Consider the following 18223-nt stretch of genomic DNA (forward strand, 5'->3'; position numbering starts at 1 on the left):
GAGATCATCATGATGCAATTAAAACATTTAGGTTTATGTGTAGCCACTGGGTTCAGTATGAATGCGATGGCTACAGATTTTTCCTTTGACCGCCCAGGTTCGGGTATAGGCACAGGGATTACGCCTGTGGGGCAGTTGGCTTGGGAGCAGGGCTTGGCCAATGCGCACTATGCTGAATCGACTACGGCTGATGGTGAAAAATTCAAAACCACCAGCTTAAATGCAGATATGTTATTGCGCACAGGTTTAGCTGAAAATATCGAATTGCAATTGGGTTGGGCTGGACCCTCTTGGCAACAAGTGAAAGTGGCTGGCCATAAGTCTGAAACAGACGGTTTGGGTGATGTCAGTGTCGGTGTAAAAGCGGCGATTCCCTTGGATGATGAACGCTTGAGTATGGCGGTACTGGCTGAAGCAATTATTGCCACAGGTAATGATGGTTTCACCAATGAAGATGATATTTATAGCCTGTCATCTGTGGTGGCATACGATTATAGCGACCTCGTGTCGACATCCATCACCATGCGTTATGAAGTGCAAAATAGTGATTGGGCCATTTCTGCAATTCCGACTTTAGAGTACCAATTTACCGATAAACTCAGTGGTTTTTCTGAATTGGTTTATCGTAAAGCAGAAAGTCAAGACAATGAATATGCGCTCGGTACAGGTGTCATGTATGCGGTGAATAATCGGATGCAGTTGGACGCAAGTGTTGGTGTCGACTTAAATGGTGCAGATAAAAGTTATTATTCAGGCCTTGGCGTTTCATACTTATTTTAATTAGAAAAAAGAACATATTATGAAAAAGCATCTTCATCTGAAACAGGGGATGAGCGGCAAAACGTGGTATCTGGCGCTGTCAGTATTGATCATCAATCTGTGTATCTGGGCCAGTATCCTAAACGTTCATGCAGAAACTCCACTCCTTTCAGCTGAAAATGCTTTTCCATTTACAGTGGAATCCACGACTGAGCATACCGCTCAACTGCACTGGAATATCCCTGAACAGTATTATCTGTATCAGCACAAATTTGAAGTACAGCAGGCGGGTCAGCCCCTTAAGCTTGAGCTGCCGCCTGCGCATGATTTGTATGATGAAAACTATGGACACACCCAAGTTTATTATCAACAAGTGCAATTTGACTTAGACACACAGGCTTCACAAACTTATAAGGTGACTTGGCAAGGCTGTGCCAAAGATCGCATTTGCTATCCACCGCAAAGTATTGAGTTTAAAACTGATGTCAATGGCTTGGTCAGCCTACAAGATCAAGCGGGTGGATCAAAACGACTGTTAGATTTAGCCGCGCAGTCGAATTCGCAATTTGAGCCGATCAACCCAACAGTCACTGCTGAACCCGCCGTAACAGCTTCCGATGCGATGGCTGCGCAAGATCAAATTTGGTCTGAAGAGTTAGCCAAAAGCTCATTGGCCTATGGTTTATTACTGTTCTTTGGCCTCGGGATATTACTCGCGTTTACGCCGTGTTCTTTGCCGATGTTGCCGATTTTAACCTCATTAATTATTCGCGATAGCAAAGGCCTCAAAGCATGGATGATTGCCTTGGTCTTTGTGTGCAGTATGGCCATGGTCTATGCCATTTTGGGCTTGGTGGCCTCATCTGCGGGTTTGAACTTCCAGCGTTGGTTACAACAGCCATCTACCCTGATTGCTTTTAGCATTCTTTTTGTTTTATTCGCGCTCAATCTATTTGGTTTGTTTGAACTTAAACTGCCGCAAGCCGTGGTGAATAAACTCGATCATATCCAGTCTATGCAAAAGGGTGGCAGCCTGATCAGTGCCGCGATTATGGGCATGATCTCTGCGCTGTTGGTTGGACCGTGTATGACGGCACCTTTGGCAGGCGCTTTACTATTTATTTCACAGACACAAAGCCAGTGGCAAGGGGCCATTTTGCTGTTCACCTTAGGCTTTGGTATGGGGACACCATTGTTATTGGCAAGCGTGCTGGGTGCTAAGGTATTGCCTCGTGCTGGTCTGTGGATGAATCAGGTTCGGGTATTCTTTGCTTTCATCATGTTGGCTTTAGCGCTGTATTTTGTGCGTCCTTTGCTTTCTGAAACATGGATGCAAGCACTGAGTCTGCTGCTAGGCTTGAGCTTTATTATTTATGTGTTGTATCGTTTGATGTGGCATAAAACTCAGTTGCGTATGCTGTACATTGTGGCTTTAATCATTGGCGGGACGTACATTGCCTATAGCCAATATCAGCAGAGTCAGCGTTTCTTTGAAGCGCCAGTGGCTACATCTGCACGTTGGCATGTGGCAGCGACGGCAACGGAGTTTAAGCAGCTCTTGGCACAAGCACCAAAAGGTCAAAAGATCATTATCGATGTCTATGCTGATTGGTGTGTTGCTTGTCAGCCGATTGAACACCGTATATTAAAGTCTGCAACGGTACAGCAAGCGCTTGCGCCGTATTATTTGATCAAATTAGATTTGAGTCATTACGATGCAACCCATCAACTGCTCTTAAACCAGTGGGATATTTTAGGACCACCGACCTATTTATTCTTAGATGCCTCACAACAAGAAATTCGTGGTTTACGTTTAACCGGTGCATTTACTGAGGCTGAACTTTTAGCTCAATTACAACGTTTTTAAACCTGAGGGAGAAGGGTGATGCAACGTTTATATATTGCCAATAAAAATTACTCCAGTTGGTCGATGCGAGCGTGGTTGGTCTTGACTGCATTTGATCTGGATTTTGAAGAAATCCTCATTCGTTTTGATGCAGAAGCCCCCACCTTTAAGCAGCAACTGTCCCACATTCATGCCAATGCTAAAGTGCCCATATTGGACGTGGGTGAATTTAAAGTTTGGGACTCTTTAGCCATCTGTGAATATTTGGCTGAGCAAAATCCAGATTTAGCCCTGTGGCCCAAGCTTGACTATTTGAGAGCAGAAGCACGGAGTATCAGTGGTGAGATGCACAGTAGTTTTATGGCACTACGCCAATTATGCCCGATGAATATTCAAGCGCAGTACAGCATAGCTGAGGGGCTAGCTTTGTGTGCGCAGCATGCTGAATTAAGAGCAGATGTCGAACGAATTGAACAAATTTGGGCACAGCGTTCGGATGAGCATACCTTTCTATTTGGTGATTTTTCTATAGCCGACGCCTTCTATGCACCTGTGGTGATGCGTTTCAAGAGTTATGCACTGCCTGTATCTGAATGCAGCCAGCAGTATATGCAACACATTATGCAGCATTCTGCGGTTAAACAATGGGTCGACGCGGCACGGGCAGAAGCAGTTTAGTTAGGTGAAATATGCTGTGTGTCTGCACATGCGGCGCTATATTTGATCTCACCGGGATTGATTTCAAGATAGCATTTGATTTGATTACGTCCACTGGCTTTAGCGGCATAGAGTGCTTTGTCTGCTTGACTCAAAACTTGCTGAGGTCTGAGTCCATGGTGAGATTGTGCAATACCAAAACTAGCTGTAACGTGGATAGATTGACCTTCATCATTGCTAATGACTAAAGCCTCGATGGTAGTGCGACAACGTTCCGCAATTTGATAGGCTTTAGGGAGTGAAGCATGTTTTAAAATAAGGATAAACTCCTCTCCGCCAAAGCGCCCCACTAGGTCATGTTTTTGTATCTGGTCATTTAATTCTTGGCTCACGGCGATGAGCACGTTATCTCCCATATGATGTCCAAATTGGTCATTGATGCTTTTAAAATGATCGAGATCTAAGAGGACGACGGCATAGGGATTATGCGGATCTTGCTGATGCAAATACTCTAAACTTTGCCTAATACGGCGACGGTTAAATGTATTGGTCAGTGGGTCGATCTGACTTAAATGTTGAATTAGTCGCTCACGATGCCGCCATTGACTGAGTAAGATTTCAAATAAAATCAGACAAGTGACAAGAATAGGGGCAATGAAATACAGCATTGAAAATAACCAAAACCCATTATAAAACAGCTTGCCGTTAATGGTGAAAAGTGGAGAGTAGGGCATGACATCTATAAAACTGAGATAGCCTGAAAAGACCAAAAAACTGGTTGCGGGAATCAGCATGATATAAATGATTTTGCGTTTAAACAGGACTAAGCCCACGGTCAGCAAGCACATGTAGGTAATCATAGTCATTGGGCTTAATACGCCGACGAAATAACTGTCTTGGCAAAGAGAAATGACAAAAATCCCGATCGCGACATAGGGTAAAAAACGCTGTACCCAGACGCGATCATGTAGGACATAGCAGGGATAAATCAGTCCTGACAAGGTCAGTAAAAAGATAGAGTTCAGTACAAATTGGATGCGTACAATATCGAGATTGACCACCTGCCAATATTGCGGGTTCAGTAGGATAAAGCTATCCCAACCGAGCCAAGCAACATGAATAATGCAAGCCAAAACCAACATCAGAATGCACTTTTTCAAGGTGCTCCAATTCATGATGACTTCCTCTTCCAGTAAATAGTGAGAAAGTTTATTTTTATTTAATAAAGTTTTTTTATTTAATTTTTTAGAGCTGGAGGCTAGTGAATTCATTCAATCTTTTTATCCTCTACTTTCATATTCTTTTAAATTTAAATAGTGTAATTAATTCTTAAAATTGAATTTAAAGATAGCATCTAAAATCATAGAAAAAATATCCCTATAAAAAGGGAAAAGTGTTCTATTTTTGCAACATAGTGTTTTAAATAAACCAATTATTCTAAGAGCGGGATTCTTTTAAGATGCAGCTATTCAATAAAGATTATGCGGGAACATCCCATGAAAGTTTTACACATTGATTCAAGTATTATGGCGGATGCCTCTGTATCTCGTCAGTTGAGCCAAGCCATTGTTTCGCAACTCAGCGAAAAGCATGCACAAGTTGAGGTTGAATATTTGGACTTGGCAACGCAGCCGATTCCACATTTAGACGCAGAAATTTTAATGGGTCAAAATGTAGAACAATCGGCTCTGGGCGAACGTATTATTCAACAATACTTAGATGCGGACGTTGTGGTGATTGGTGCGGCGATGTATAACTTCGGGATTACTTCGACTTTAAAAGCATGGATTGACCGCATTAGTGTTGCAGGTCGTACCTTTAAATATACGGAAAATGGTCCTGTCGGTTTGGCTGGTGACAAGAAAGCCTATATTGCCAGTAGTCGCGGTGGTGTCTATGGTGAAAATAGTCCTGTTGACTTCCAAGAAGGCTTCTTAAAAACTGTTTTTAATTTTACTGGTGTGACCGATGTTGAAATCATTCGTGCTGAAGGCGTGAATATGGGCCCAGAGCTGAAAGACAAAGCCATTGCAGCAGCTTTAGCGCAGGTGCAAGCGATCTAATAACAATAACTGTAGTTCCATGATTCCTCATTTGGTCAGCGTTCAGCTGACCTTTTTTTATGCGGAATTTGTTTAGTCTTGGTCAAGCGCTTGAGCAAACGTTGCGATGTCATCCAATGCCATTTTAGCTTCTGGAAACCATGCATTAAACATTTGAAAGTTATGCCACATGCCTGTGTATAGTTTAAATGTCACATCTACACCTGCCTTGGTCGCTTTATCTCTAAACCGCTGCGCATCGTCCAAGAGAATTTCTTTCGAACCGACTTGTACAAGGGTTGGCGGGAGGTCTGCTAAATCATCAAATAAAGGTGAAACGAGCGGGTCCGCTGGGTCAATTTGTTCTGGGACATAATAGTCGATGCCTGTTTCAAGGGCTTCGACGGATAATAGTGCATCAAGCTTGCTGTTATAGCGAATAGACTCACTGGTTAAGCTTAAATCCAAAAACGGCGAAAGTAGAATTAATCCACTGACTTGAGGACGTTGCTCATCACGAATGCGTAGTGCTAAGGCTAGCGCTAAATTTGCACCACATGAATCCCCCGATAAAATAATATCTTTGGCCTGTATACCTTGTTCCAATAACAGCTGATAAACATCAAACAGCGCATCAATAGCTTCAGGATAGGGATGTTCAGGTGACAAAGGATAGTCAAGGTGAATAACCTGCATTTGTGTGCTGGCTGCAAGGTCTGAGACAAACGCGCGATGGGTATTCATTGAACCTAAAAAGAAAGCCCCACCATGAATGTGCAAAATGAGCTGAGTGGCTTCAGTTTCAGGTTTTAATTCTTCCGCACGCAGGCCTGCAAGACGTAGAGGGCGAATCCGAATCGATTTATTGAGCGGAAATGCACGGCACATTTGTTCAAGAAGAAACCGCTGACTACTGGGTGGGAGACTAAAGCGACTTGGGGTTCGAATCGTGGTTTTTAACAACTGCTCCGTAAAAATTTGTTTCCATGGATCGGCAATCTTCATAGTTATTCCATTTTGTTATTTGTTTTACCTTGAGTTTGTGTATTTACCAACATAATTTACAAGGTTACACTAATTGGTCACATTGAAAAATTGAAAAATTGTTGTGACTTTTTAATAATGATAGTCGTCTATACTAGACTAGGGAAATGACAAAAATGAAAAAAATTGCACTTGCACTAAGCGTACTAGGATTAACCGCTCTAGCTCATGCAGCAGATCCGCTGAATGGCACTGTTTGGAAAACGATTGATGACAAAACTAAACAAGCGAAAGCTTTGGTTAAATTCACAGAGCAAAAAAATGGAACTTTAACTGCGAGTATTCAAGGTATTTTGACACCAGGTGAAGAAAATGCATGTACCAAGTGTGAAGGCCCATACAAAAACAAATCGTTGAAAGGTTTAACGATTGTACATGGTCTGAAAAACGCGGGTGGTACAAGCTATGAAGGTGGATCAATTTTAGATCCGCAAACGGGTAAAACTTATAAATTAAAAGGCAACATTGCTGCTGGTGGTAAAAAACTAGAGCTTCGTGGCTATATTGGTGTGGCTGCACTTGGCCGTAACCAAACTTGGATTCGCGCGAACTAATCTCATCCAACAAAAAAAGCCGAGCAATTGCTCGGCTTTTTTGTTTTTGTTATGTGTCCCGTCCTGAAATAAGTTTACACCTTTAAGAGGCTTATTTTATGGAACATGAACGAGAACAAAGAGTTAAACGTACACAAGGTGATTATAGCTTTGCCTTTAAAATGATGGTTGTACATGAAGTAGAAAAAGGGCAAATTACTTATAAACAAGCTCAGGCAAAATATGGTATTCAAGGAAGATCAACTGTGCTGGTATGGTTACGCAAGCACGGACAACAGGACTGGACTTCGAATATGCCGCCTTCTTCTAAACGCCAATTAACACCCCAACAACGAATCCGCCAATTAGAAAAGCAGTTAGCCGCAGAAAAGCTTAAAACTGAATTTATTCAGGATGTGATTTATCACATTGATAAAGAATGTGGGACTGATCTTGGAAAAAAGTATACCGAGCACGTTTCAAAGATTGGCAAAGCCAAAGAGGACTAAGCGTTTCACGTTATTGTCAGTGGTTGGGAATCACCCGACAAGCTTATTATCAAGCAGAAAAACGTGCTCAAATGACTGCACAAGCAACTGAACAAATACTTGAGTTGGTTATGGAATATCGTTGTCTCATGCCAAGTATCGGAACACGTAAGTTGTATTGGCTTATTAAAGGCAAATTGTTGCAGCGTGGTTTAAAGTGTGGACGGGATCAGTTATTTAAAATATTGAAAGAGCATAATTTATTGATTCGCCCCAAGCGTCGCTATACAAAAACTACGGATAGCAAGCATTGGATGAAGAAGCATCCAAATTTATTAAAGGATTATTCAGCAGTGCAAGCCAACGAAGTCTTTGTTAGTGATATTACTTATGTTGAGAGTGCTGAAGGCGTACATTATTTATCATTGGTGACAGATGCTTATACCCGTCAGATTAAAGGTTATAAGTTATCGAATGATATGCGTGCGGAGAATGTTATGCAGGCTCTACATATGGCGATGCAGCATGTGACGGATCGAGCGACTAGGATGATTCATCATTCAGACAGAGGCTCTCAGTATTGCTCTGAGCTATATCAATCGGCATTGCACCATTATGGGATATGTCCTTCCATGACAGATGGATACCTTGCGAAACAGTGTTTCTCATATCAAAATGCATTAGCAGAGCGGATTAATGGAATATTAAAGCAGGAGTTTTTAACTACACGATGTCAAACCATGAAGGAGTTAGATCACTTAATTACGGAATCTATCATGATTTATAATTACTATAGACCACATTTAAGTTTAAATATGAACACCCCGAATCAGATGTATGAGCAAACTAAAACCGAGCTAATTGCTTAACTCGGTTTGAAGTGGAATACTGTCAATCTATTTCAGGACAAGACAATGCCTTTAGGGCACGAATTGCATCTTCATTGAAACCCACAATAAAACCATCGGGTGTTGCAATCACGGGGCGCTTAATGAGACTGTGATGGGTCGTGAGAGTATCTATCAGTCCTTGCTCTGAAGCTAAAGCAGTCTCTTGTTCTGCTTCAGTCAGCTTACGCCAAGTGGTACCTTTCTTATTCAGGACCACATCTGCCCCAATCTGATCGAGCCATGTTTTGACAGTCGTAGCATCAATGCCTTGTTTTTTATAATCATGAAACTCATACGCTAAACCTAACTCATTCAGTAGGTCGAATGCTTTTTTCATTGAATTACAATTTTTAATGCCATACACGTTTAACATGGAAAACCCTTCTGAATTTTAAGCTGGGTTTAGAGTAACGGAAAAAGCAGAGCAGCTCTAGTGTCGCGATTTAAGCCAATAGCGTCATCGTCTTGTCATAAAAGCGTTTTAGAATTAAATCAAAGAAAAATAGAATATAAAAAGAAGAAGCATTAAAAAAGGCAGAGACTAAAAAAGAGAAAACCCGCATTTAATCATCCTGATCATGCGGGTCTCATTACAACGTCCATTGTCACATCCTTGAAAACCAACTATTTCCATAGTTCGTTTTAATTTCATCCTACGGCGTCCTGTCCTTGTGCTGTCATCCTGACATCGTCCCTTTGCCGTGGAAACATAATGCACTGATTGATTGATCAGAAAAAGACTCAAAAAACGGCAGATAATGTAGGTTAAGAGCTCATATTCAGTAAACAAATGTTCACTGAATATGAGCTAAATACTTAAATTTTTCTAGATTTTGTAGTCAATAATGACAGGTGCATGGTCGCTAAACCATGTTTCTTTATAGACCCAAGCATTGACTGTACGGGCTTTCCAGTCAGGTGAGCAAGCTTGATAGTCAATGCGCCAGCCCACGTTCTTCGCACGAGCTTGTCCTCGGTTTGACCACCACGAATAAAGCTCAGCCTCTGGACGCACTTCACGGAAAGTATCGATATAGCCAAGTTCATCATAAATATGATCGAGCCAAGCGCGTTCGTGCGGTAAGCAGCCTGAGGCTTTTTGGTTGCCTGACCAGTTTTTAATGTCGATGCGTTTATGCACGATGTTGTAGTCACCACAGACAATCACGGATTTATTTTCATCACGCCATTGTTTCAAAATTTGTTTGTATTCTTCTAAAAAGTGATCTTTACGTACTTGTGCTTCTTCACCAGAAGAACCCGATGGTAAATAGAGTGAACAAATATGCACGTTTTGGTCTAAGCCTAAGTCAAACTCAGCCGAAATAAAGCGACCTTGAGAATCGGCCAATTCAAAACCAAGTCCATCAGTAACTGAAACAAATGGTAAACGGCTATAAATAGCAGTGCCAGCATACCCTGGACGTTCAGCAGGGAACAGGTGGGTATGCCAGCCTTCAGGTTTAAATTTATCGGTCCATTGTTCGTGGGTGATGCGAGATTCTTGCATGCAAATCACATCAGCATCTGATGTGGCAATCCAATCAAAAATCCCTTTTTTTTCTGCAGAACGTAGACCATTTACGTTAATTGAAACCACACGTAAAATTTTTTGATCACTTGGATAGCTACTCTTTGGTATCATGCGCAAGTCTTACCTCAATTTGAAAATACGGAGCACCGCATGACAACGCAAGCGACATTTAACCCTCAAGCTTTTATCGAACTCGCATTATCACGTGGTGTGCTTAAATTTGGTGAGTTTACTTTAAAATCGGGTCGTGTGAGTCCTTATTTTTTTAATGCAGGTCTGCTTAATGACGGTGAAGCCTTGTCATTACTGGCGTCTGGCTATGCAGCCAAACTGACAGAATGCAACAATGTTGAGGTGGTCTTTGGTCCTGCGTACAAAGGGATTCCTTTTGTTGCTGCAACAGCGGTGGCTTTGTCACAAAATCATGGGGTAAGTGTGCCTTGGGGTTTCAACCGTAAAGAAGCCAAAGATCATGGTGAAGGCGGGGTCTTGGTTGGTGCATCTGTTGCAGGCAAAAAAGTCTGGATTATTGATGACGTGATTACTGCGGGTACAGCGATCCGTGAAGTAGTCACCATTTTGAAAAATGCAGGTGCGCAGATTGCAGGTGTGTTGGTGGCATTAGACCGCCAAGAAAAAGGTCAAGGTGAACTGTCTGCGATTCAAGAAGTCCAAAAAGAATTGGAAATTCCTGTGCATGCATTGGTGACCATGAAAGATTTGATGAATTATTTAGAGGCTAAAGGTGAGACAGAAGCTTTAGCAAAAATGGAAGCCTATCGCGTGAAATATGGCGTTTAAGCGTTGAAACAAAAAAGGGAAGCTTCGGCTTCCTTTTTTATTGGCTCTCTCATTCGGTTGGCGTTTGGCTATGCGCACCTTCCCAACCAATTATCGCAGTTTTACGTGTCGTCCCCCACATATAGCCGCCACGTTGTCCTGAAGACTGAATGACCCGATGGCATGGGATTAAAAAGGCAACGGGGTTGCTGCCAATTGCTGTTCCGACTGCTCGTGAGGCACGCTCTTGCCCAATCTCTTGGGCAATATGCGCATAACTGCTGAGCTGCCCCATGGGAATTTTAAGCAGACTTTGCCACACCTTGAGCTGAAAGTCGGTGCCTTTCAGATGCAGTTTAATCTCTGATAGGCTGTTTTGATCGTGCTGAAAAATTGCGAGCGCTTTGCGTTGTAATTCATCCTGATCTTCAATAAATGTCGCGCGTGGGAACTGTTTTTTCAGATAGGTCAATGCATCCCGATCTGCTTCGGTAAAGGCCATATGACAAATCCCTTTAGGGGTCGAGGCAATAATGACGGAGCCAAAAATGGTTTCTGCAAAACTATAGTGAATGTGGAGTGCTTCACCATCCTGTTTATATTCTGCGGGCGTTATCCCTTCGATTTGGACAAATAAATCATGCAATCGGCTGGTACTGGAAAGGCCAGTGTCAAAAGTTGCTGCAAAAATATTATTTTCTGTGTGGTTGTTCAAAACCGACTTTGCATATTCCACACTAATATATTGCAGAAATTTCTTCGGGCTAATGCCTGCCCATTCGCTAAAGATACGCTGAAAATGTGTAGGACTTAAATGAACGTGTTCTGTAATCTCAGCCAAACTGGGTTGCTGTTTGAAGTTTTGTTCAATGTATTCAATTGCCTTTGCCACACGTGCGTAATTGCTATGTTCTGTCATGATTACTCGCGGAAATCATTTAACTTAAGAAAACACTAACAAATCCAGCGAGGCCTGAAAATCCGTTTCTTGCGCTTTATCAGAAAAGGTTCGAAGCATGCATTGATTGACTTAGTCGTTCCTTGATAAGCATAAAAAAGCGGAACAGTGACCTGTTCCGCTTGAGATGGCGTTTTAACTGAAGGGGTTTAGAACTGGTAGTTCAAACGCATGAGGAAGCTACGCGGTGTACCAGGCATAGAGTCTGAACGCCAGTATTCTTTATTGGTCAAGTTACTGACAGCTAAGGTCAGGTTCCATGGATCAGCACTATAACCAATGGCTGCATCGACACGTGAGAAAGCTTTCATATCCAAGGGCTGGTTGCTTAAATTGCTATTAGGGTAGGCTTTGTAGTCACCCACATAAGTCACACCAACTTCACCATAGAGTTTTTCTGTAGGTAAGTAACGAACAAATAAGTTACCCGTATGTTCAGGCGCATTATTTAGCACTTTATTCACATTATCTGGATTTTGCTTGTCTTTTTTAACTTCGGCTTGTAGATAACCATATCCACCACGGACAAATACATTATCCAATACGCGACCAATAAAACTAAACTCTAGACCTTTAGATTGATGTTCGCCCGCAGTTGCCCATTCTTCAGGTTTAGTGTCATCAGGTACATAACGAATATTATTTTTGCGAATGTCAAAAACTGAGAGTTGGGTATTTAAACGGTCATCAAACCAGTCACTTTTGACCCCAATTTCATATTGCTCATTATATTGAGGTTCTGAATCAAAGGTATTCAGATTGGTATTTGCGGATACAACACTGACACCTACACGCCCACCAAACGGTGCAAAGCTTTTATTGTATGAAGCATAGAAGCTGTGTTGATCTGTGGGTTGCCAAATGAAACCAATGTTGGGGCTAAAGCTTTCATCATTGATACTACGATGGTAATTGATGTCGGAAGAAGCTAATAATTTGTTGGTGGTTGATGTATCGTAATAATCATAACGTGCACCAAGCATTACTTTGAAATATTCATTAAAACTAATTAAGTCTTGAATGAAAAAGCCGTAGCTTGTGCCTTCATTATAATTATGCTGAGTAATGGTTTTAGCACCGTTATCACGATTATTCTGTGTTAATTGACCTGTAATTGGGTCATAAAAACCATCAATTCGACTGCCATTGGCGTTTTTATTAGAAAGTTTCGGCTCTCTTTGTTCATAGGTCCAATCGGTACCCACTAAAAGATTATGTTTAATAGCGCCCGTATCAAACTCACCTGTAATATCCCACGTATTGGTGGTGGTTCGATTAGATGTTTGCTGCCAGTAATAGTTTTGCGAAATTTTTCCGACATTGTTGTAGCAGCGACGTTGTGTAAGTGGAGTGCTAGAAGCGCTTTCACCATTACTGGTGGTTGCATCTGAAGCACAGTAGGTACCACCATAAAAATGATCAAAGTCTTGATCTGCTTGGCGGTAACTTGTTGCCCAATGGAATTTCCAATTCGGCGCAAATTCGTAATTTAAATCTGAACGAATGACTTGTAGTACATCATCAACGTAATCGCCTTTTTGTGCAAAACTCGTTTTAATCGATGTGCCAGCAGGTAAAACACTATAACTTGGACCACGGTCAGGTACTCGACCTAATTTGTCATAGGTATATTGTGTGGTCCACGTAAGGGTTTCATCATCATTTTTATAAGTGAAACTTGGCGAGATCATCTCAATTTTACTGTTGATGCCTGAGCGGAAACTATCCGCTTCACCGTATTCACCTGTTAAACGGACAGCCCAGTTGTCATTTAAGACTTGGTTAATATCTGCGGTTGCACCGTAGTTATCATATGAGCCTACGTAAGTACCGACTGAGCTTTTCGAGTCAAAGTTGGCGTATTTACTCACCATATTGACCACACCACCGCCTGCACTACGCCCGTATAACACCGAGGCAGGGCCTTTTAAAATTTCGATCCGTTCAATATTGGCTGTACTACGACGCACTTGGCCACTTTCACGGATACCATCACGGTAAATATCACCCGAGTCGGCAGAGAAACCACGGAGGGTAATGCCATCACCGCGCATATCGTAGCTGGTGGATACCCCTGGTGTGCCTTGTAGCATCACACTGAGGTCGTTAGAGCCATAGATTTTATATTTCTGTACATCAATGGTGTCGATGGTTTGAGGAATATCTTTTTTCTTTAAACCATTCCGTGTGACATTGGCCTGATCGTAATCAACATAGCTTTTGATTGGATCAAGTTCACTCATCGCCTCAATTTTCAAGGTAGGCAAAACTGCTGCTGTGCCCGATTTGTTTGTCGTCGCTTGAGAGGAGGGATTCTCATTATTTTGTAGCGTCGCTTCATCCGCATAGGCTGCATGCGCATTTAAAATCATAAAGCTGAGAAGGCTATATTTGAATAGGTTAGAACCACAAAGCGGCTGTGGTGAAAATTTCATCATGATTTAAGGCTCGGAGAGAGTGAATTGCCAATAAAAATGAGAAGTATAATCATTTACTAAAAATGAACAAGACTTATGGTAATATTCATTTTTTCTACATAGTTTTACTGGGTTGAAAAGTACAGCTGTACAGGCTTTTTAATTTTTCTAAAAAATTGATAAATAAGCATTAAAATTTAAAAAAAATGCAAAAGAATTATTTTTGTGGATTTTCCATGCATTTTTTACAGCTTAAAAGAATGCCTATTTTTTCTTGGCGTCCTTGCTCAGTTTGTACCCAAGGGCGGTTTTGCCACGGTGGAGTATGGCGGACATGTTGTGTGTGGCCACAGGCTAGTTCCGCCACCCAATGATGTTCTTCATCGAGATGAAAACCAACAATCGCTTGTTGCACTTAAGTATCTCCACTGGCGTGTTGAGGCTGTTCTAAGCCGTTTAAAAAACGCTGACACAGTTGATGGATGGCTACCAAATCATCGGGATCTAGGCCTAAAGAACATGCCAGCTCAAAAGGAATGGCCATAATTTTATCTTTGGCTAACAGTGCTTTTTCCAGCAGAACGACTTTTTTCATACGTTCATCTTCTTTGACGGCAACACGCTTCAAAAACTGTTTTTCTTCTAGTTTTTTAATAATTGGGGTTAAGGTGCCTGAGTCAAAAAAGGTTTTTTGTCCAATCTCGGTCAGCGTCACATTGTCCTGCTCGTATAAAGCCAACAAAACAATAAATTGTGGATAGGTCAGATCGTAAACCTGTAAGCGTGGACGATATTGACGAACCATGGCATTGGTTGCGGAATACATGGCAAAACACACGCGGTTTTCTAAAAGAGGGGTGTCCGCCATGTTGAATGTCCTTGGGGTGTTAATGTCTGTAAAGCAGTATAAATGAAATAGGGATGGAAGTGTATTGCGCATTATAATCTTGTGCACAAGTTAATTGTGTGCGATATTTATCTAAGGCTAAGGTCGTTTCAGTCCTTGAAGCGACTTTAAGTAATGACATTTTGATGAATGGAAGAGATGTAATGACCACAATTTATGATTTTCAGGCCGAACTGTTGGAAGGTGAGCAAAAGAATCTGGCCGATTATCAGGGCAAGGTTTTATTGGTGGTGAATACCGCCAGCCAATGTGGTTTAACCCCGCAATTTGAAGGCTTGGAAAAGTTATATCAGGACTATCAACAGCAAGGTCTGCTGATTTTAGGTTTTCCCTGCAACCAATTTGCGCAGCAAGACCCTGCGAGTAATGAAGAGATCGGCAGCTTTTGTCAGCGTAATTATGGGGTCTCTTTCCCAATGTTTGCCAAAGTTGACGTGAATGGTCCTACAGCGCATCCGCTGTATCAGTATTTAACGTCTGAGGCGAAAGGCATTTTAGGTAGTCAAAGCATCAAGTGGAATTTCACCAAGTTTCTCATTAACCAAAAAGGGCAGGTGGTGAAACGCTATGCGCCAATTGTTAAACCTGAAAAAATTGCCAAGGATATTCAACGCCTTTTGGCTTAATGGAGACGGTTTGGAAAGGAGCTGTCGCGTGGTAATAGGCGCATACTTCCTTTGTTGAATTGAGCAGTTAGTATCTGATTTGTTACTGCAATGTGTTGTAGTTATTTGAATAAAATAGATTTTTTAATCTTTAATTATTACACAACTTGTTGCACCCAAACCTGAAAACTTCGCTATACTTTTTGCCAAGTTTAAAAAATATGAGCGTGAGAATTATGCGTGTACTGGTAGTGATGGATCCGATTGAAACGGTGAATCTGAAAAAAGATTCCACCATGGCCATGTTATGGGCAGCAAGCCGTCGTGGACATGAGCTGGGTTATGCATTACAACACGATTTATATATCGATCAAGGCAAAGCCTTTGGTCTGATTTCTCCCTTAAAAGTGTTTGAAGACTACGATCATTATTTTGAGTTGGGCGAACAGCAAAAAGAGTCCTTGGCCGATTACGATGTGATCTTGATGCGTAAAGATCCACCGTTTGACATGAACTTTGTCTACACCACCTATATTTTGGAACAAGCAGAACGTGAAGGCGCGTGGATTATCAATAAACCACAGTCCTTACGTGACTGTAATGAAAAACTGTTTGCCACGCAGTTCCCAGAACTCCAAGTCCCTACATTGGTGACTTCACAACAAAGCCTGATCCGTGAATTTATTAAAGAACATGGTGATGTGATTGTGAAGCCCCTTGATGGTATGGGTGGCATGGGAATTTTCCGTTTATATCAAGATGGTGTGAACATTGGCTCAACTTTGGAAATGTTGACGGAAATGGGCACACGTCCGATTATGGCGCAGCGTTATATTCCTGAAATTGTGGAAGGGGATAAACGTATCTTGCTGGTCAATGGTGAACCTATTCCGTACTGTTTGGCGCGTATTCCACAAAACGGCGAAGTGCGTGGGAATTTGGCCGCAGGTGGTTTGGGTCAAGCACGTCCGTTGACTGAAAACGACAAGGCGATTGCCGCAAAAGTGGGACCTTTCTTACGTGAAAAAGGTTTGGTTTTTGTCGGACTTGATGTGATTGGCAATTATGTGACCGAGATTAATGTCACCAGTCCAACCTGTATTCGTGAGATTGATGCGCAATTTGGTACCTCGATTGCCGATACTTTATTTGATATCTTAGAAGCAGGCAAAGCCAGCTAAAACGACAGAAAAGGAACCTGAAATGGTTCCTTTTTTCTTTCATGGTTGTGGTCGGTTTTGAAATAGAGCTGTACTTTGCTGCAAAGTGTATCAATTTGGTTGAAAATAAAGCGGATTATGTTGCTAGACACCACTAATTTTCATTCTGTTCAAATGTATGCACTCAGATTGTATTTCTAGCCGCTAAAATGAAGTGAATTACACTTTAGAATGATGTTAAATATTTGATTCAAATCAGCTTCATTGTTTTATTTTTAAATATCTCCAATTGCACTGTTGAGCCTGATTGTGTGCTGTAGTTTGAGTAAAAATGCACATCTGATAACAAATCTAGTTTAAACTTGAAAATCAGTAGAAAAAAACAATCAAATGCCTGTTGAAAAAAAGTAAATAATCTTTCGCGGCTATGCGTTTGTGATTACAATTGATCGCTTAAAATTGAATTTTGTTTCCATATTTTTAGAATTGAAGAATTAGACTGTGACCGAAGCAACACAAACAAAGCCGAAACATGTAATGATGATGGCTGCCGGAACGGGCGGACATGTTTTTCCAGCACTTGCTGTGGCTAAGGAATTACAGCAACAAGGCTGTCAAGTCTCGTGGCTTGCTACGCCTACAGGTATGGAAAATCGCCTGCTTAAAAATCATGATATCCCAATTTATCAAATTGATATTCAAGGTGTGCGCGGCAATGGCTTAGTCCGCAAAGTATTGGCACCCTTTAAAATTTTAAAAGCCACTTTAAGTGCAATGCGTTACATGAAGCAGCTCAAAGTCGATGCCGTCGCGGGCTTTGGGGGTTATGTCGCTGGGCCAGGTGGATTGGCTGCGCGCGCACTGGGTATTCCTGTCATTATTCATGAGCAGAATGCCATTGCTGGATTTACCAATACGCAGTTATCACGTATTGCCAAAACAGTGTGTCAGGCTTTTCCAAACACCTTTGCGACACAAGATAAAATTGTGACCACGGGTAATCCCGTCCGCAAAGAGATTACGGAAATTTTAAATCCGTCTTGGCGTTATCAAGAACGTGAAAAAGCAGGTCTGCCACTTCGGGTCTTAATTGTGGGTGGTTCATTAGGTGCACAAGCGTTAAATGAGCGTGTTCCTGAAGCATTGAAGCAATTGAATGTGCCGTTAAGCGTTTATCATCAATGTGGTCAAAACCATGCAGAGGCGACCCAAGCGCGTTATGCCGATGCCCCTGAACAGCTTCAGGTTGAAGTCCGCCCTTTTATTGAAAATATGGCCCAAGCCTATAGCGATGCCGATTTAATTATTTGCCGTGCTGGGGCGTTAACCGTGACCGAGATTGAGACTGCGGGTGTGGCTGCGGTGTTTGTTCCACTGCCAAGTGCAGTAGATGATCACCAAACGGCCAATGCAAAGTTTTTAGCCAATATCGGTGCAGCCAAAATTTGCCCGCAAGCAAGCATGACGCCCGAGAGTTTAAAAGAACTATTATTACCCTTGATGAACCGTCAGTTATTGTCTGAAATGGCAGTGAAAGCACGTCAGCAAGCACAACCCGATGCAACCCAACATGTGGTTCGTTTAATTCAAGCATTGTAAACCG

At 41.9% G+C, this 18223-nt stretch carries 18 protein-coding genes; 10 read left to right on the forward strand and 8 right to left on the reverse strand.

Annotated features, from left to right (window positions below; translation table 11 throughout):
• Positions 1–9 precede the first annotated feature (9 nt).
• Genes AC4CUZ_RS04285 through AC4CUZ_RS04295 form a run of 3 tightly spaced genes read left to right on the forward strand, consistent with a single transcriptional unit; the run spans position 10 to position 3283 of the window.
• The gene (locus AC4CUZ_RS04285; RefSeq protein WP_004691756.1) at positions 10–780 is read left to right on the forward strand and encodes a transporter; all 771 of its coding nucleotides are present in this window, start codon (positions 10–12) and stop codon (positions 778–780) included.
• Positions 781–799: 19 nt separating this feature from the next.
• Positions 800–2626 (forward strand): protein-disulfide reductase DsbD, encoded by a 1827-nt coding sequence (gene dsbD / locus AC4CUZ_RS04290; RefSeq protein ID WP_490747306.1) that lies wholly within the window; start codon positions 800–802, stop codon positions 2624–2626.
• An 18-nt stretch (positions 2627–2644) separates the two neighbouring features.
• On the forward strand, positions 2645–3283 hold the full coding sequence (locus AC4CUZ_RS04295) for a glutathione S-transferase family protein (RefSeq protein ID WP_004691754.1): 639 nt from the start codon (positions 2645–2647) through the stop codon (positions 3281–3283).
• On the opposite strand, the gene AC4CUZ_RS04300 is transcribed toward AC4CUZ_RS04295, so the two are convergent.
• Positions 3280–4533 (reverse strand): GGDEF domain-containing protein, encoded by a 1254-nt coding sequence (locus AC4CUZ_RS04300; protein ID WP_490747307.1) that lies wholly within the window; start codon positions 4531–4533, stop codon positions 3280–3282. The two genes, AC4CUZ_RS04295 and AC4CUZ_RS04300, sit on opposite strands and share 4 nt — an antisense overlap.
• 225 nt (positions 4534–4758) lie before the next feature.
• On the opposite strand from AC4CUZ_RS04300, the gene AC4CUZ_RS04305 reads away from it, so the two are divergent.
• The gene (locus AC4CUZ_RS04305) at positions 4759–5325 is read left to right on the forward strand and encodes an FMN-dependent NADH-azoreductase (RefSeq protein WP_004691751.1); all 567 of its coding nucleotides are present in this window, start codon (positions 4759–4761) and stop codon (positions 5323–5325) included.
• A 72-nt stretch (positions 5326–5397) separates the two neighbouring features.
• On the opposite strand, the gene AC4CUZ_RS04310 is transcribed toward AC4CUZ_RS04305, so the two are convergent.
• Positions 5398–6309 carry an alpha/beta hydrolase gene (locus AC4CUZ_RS04310; RefSeq protein ID WP_004691749.1) on the reverse strand — a complete coding sequence of 304 codons (912 nt, stop codon included), beginning with the start codon at positions 6307–6309 and terminating at the stop codon, positions 5398–5400.
• 155 nt (positions 6310–6464) lie between these two features.
• Here AC4CUZ_RS04310 and AC4CUZ_RS04315 point away from each other — a divergent pair, with 155 nt between their 5' ends.
• Together AC4CUZ_RS04315 and AC4CUZ_RS04320 are read left to right on the forward strand one after the other, a co-directional pair.
• A complete protein-coding gene (locus AC4CUZ_RS04315; protein ID WP_004691748.1) occupies positions 6465–6902 on the forward strand; it encodes a DUF2147 domain-containing protein in 438 nt (145 codons plus the stop codon).
• A gap of 98 nt (positions 6903–7000) precedes the next feature.
• A protein-coding gene (locus AC4CUZ_RS04320) for an IS3 family transposase (RefSeq protein WP_100222789.1) occupies positions 7001–8238 on the forward strand; the annotation gives its coding sequence in 2 pieces (ribosomal slippage) (positions 7001–7337 and positions 7337–8238; 1239 coding nt in all).
• A gap of 22 nt (positions 8239–8260) precedes the next feature.
• On the opposite strand, the gene AC4CUZ_RS04325 is transcribed toward AC4CUZ_RS04320, so the two are convergent.
• Together AC4CUZ_RS04325 and AC4CUZ_RS04330 are read right to left on the reverse strand one after the other, a co-directional pair.
• A complete protein-coding gene (locus AC4CUZ_RS04325) occupies positions 8261–8632 on the reverse strand; it encodes a Spx/MgsR family RNA polymerase-binding regulatory protein (RefSeq protein ID WP_004691744.1) in 372 nt (123 codons plus the stop codon).
• A gap of 453 nt (positions 8633–9085) precedes the next feature.
• The gene (locus AC4CUZ_RS04330; RefSeq protein WP_004691743.1) at positions 9086–9904 is read right to left on the reverse strand and encodes an exodeoxyribonuclease III; all 819 of its coding nucleotides are present in this window, start codon (positions 9902–9904) and stop codon (positions 9086–9088) included.
• A 39-nt stretch (positions 9905–9943) separates the two neighbouring features.
• Here AC4CUZ_RS04330 and pyrE point away from each other — a divergent pair, with 39 nt between their 5' ends.
• The gene (gene pyrE, locus AC4CUZ_RS04335; protein WP_004691742.1) at positions 9944–10594 is read left to right on the forward strand and encodes an orotate phosphoribosyltransferase; all 651 of its coding nucleotides are present in this window, start codon (positions 9944–9946) and stop codon (positions 10592–10594) included.
• Positions 10595–10643: 49 nt separating this feature from the next.
• Here pyrE and AC4CUZ_RS04340 read toward each other — a convergent pair whose 3' ends face one another.
• From AC4CUZ_RS04340 to AC4CUZ_RS04355, 4 genes are all read right to left on the reverse strand, one after another.
• Complete coding sequence (locus AC4CUZ_RS04340; protein ID WP_004691741.1) at positions 10644–11492, reverse strand: methylated-DNA--[protein]-cysteine S-methyltransferase; 849 nt, start codon at positions 11490–11492, stop codon at positions 10644–10646.
• A gap of 188 nt (positions 11493–11680) precedes the next feature.
• On the reverse strand, positions 11681–13966 hold the full coding sequence (locus tag AC4CUZ_RS04345) for a TonB-dependent receptor (RefSeq protein WP_428872128.1): 2286 nt from the start codon (positions 13964–13966) through the stop codon (positions 11681–11683).
• Positions 13967–14165: 199 nt separating this feature from the next.
• Complete coding sequence (locus tag AC4CUZ_RS04350; RefSeq protein ID WP_004691738.1) at positions 14166–14363, reverse strand: DUF3565 domain-containing protein; 198 nt, start codon at positions 14361–14363, stop codon at positions 14166–14168.
• A complete protein-coding gene (locus AC4CUZ_RS04355; RefSeq protein ID WP_004691736.1) occupies positions 14364–14816 on the reverse strand; it encodes a MarR family winged helix-turn-helix transcriptional regulator in 453 nt (150 codons plus the stop codon). It abuts the gene before it with no gap.
• Positions 14817–14998: 182 nt separating this feature from the next.
• On the opposite strand from AC4CUZ_RS04355, the gene AC4CUZ_RS04360 reads away from it, so the two are divergent.
• The 3 genes from AC4CUZ_RS04360 to murG all read left to right on the forward strand — a co-directional run bounded on the left by AC4CUZ_RS04360 (position 14999) and on the right by murG (position 18219).
• Positions 14999–15481: a glutathione peroxidase gene (locus tag AC4CUZ_RS04360; RefSeq protein WP_004691735.1), complete on the forward strand. Its 483-nt coding sequence runs from the start codon at positions 14999–15001 to the stop codon at positions 15479–15481.
• A 215-nt stretch (positions 15482–15696) separates the two neighbouring features.
• A complete protein-coding gene (gene gshB, locus AC4CUZ_RS04365; protein ID WP_004691734.1) occupies positions 15697–16641 on the forward strand; it encodes a glutathione synthase in 945 nt (314 codons plus the stop codon).
• A gap of 480 nt (positions 16642–17121) precedes the next feature.
• The gene (gene murG, locus AC4CUZ_RS04370; RefSeq protein ID WP_017396895.1) at positions 17122–18219 is read left to right on the forward strand and encodes an undecaprenyldiphospho-muramoylpentapeptide beta-N-acetylglucosaminyltransferase; all 1098 of its coding nucleotides are present in this window, start codon (positions 17122–17124) and stop codon (positions 18217–18219) included.
• The last annotated feature ends 4 nt before the right edge of the window (positions 18220–18223 follow it).

It is taken from the genome of Acinetobacter sp. 789_lipA (assembly GCF_058242845.1).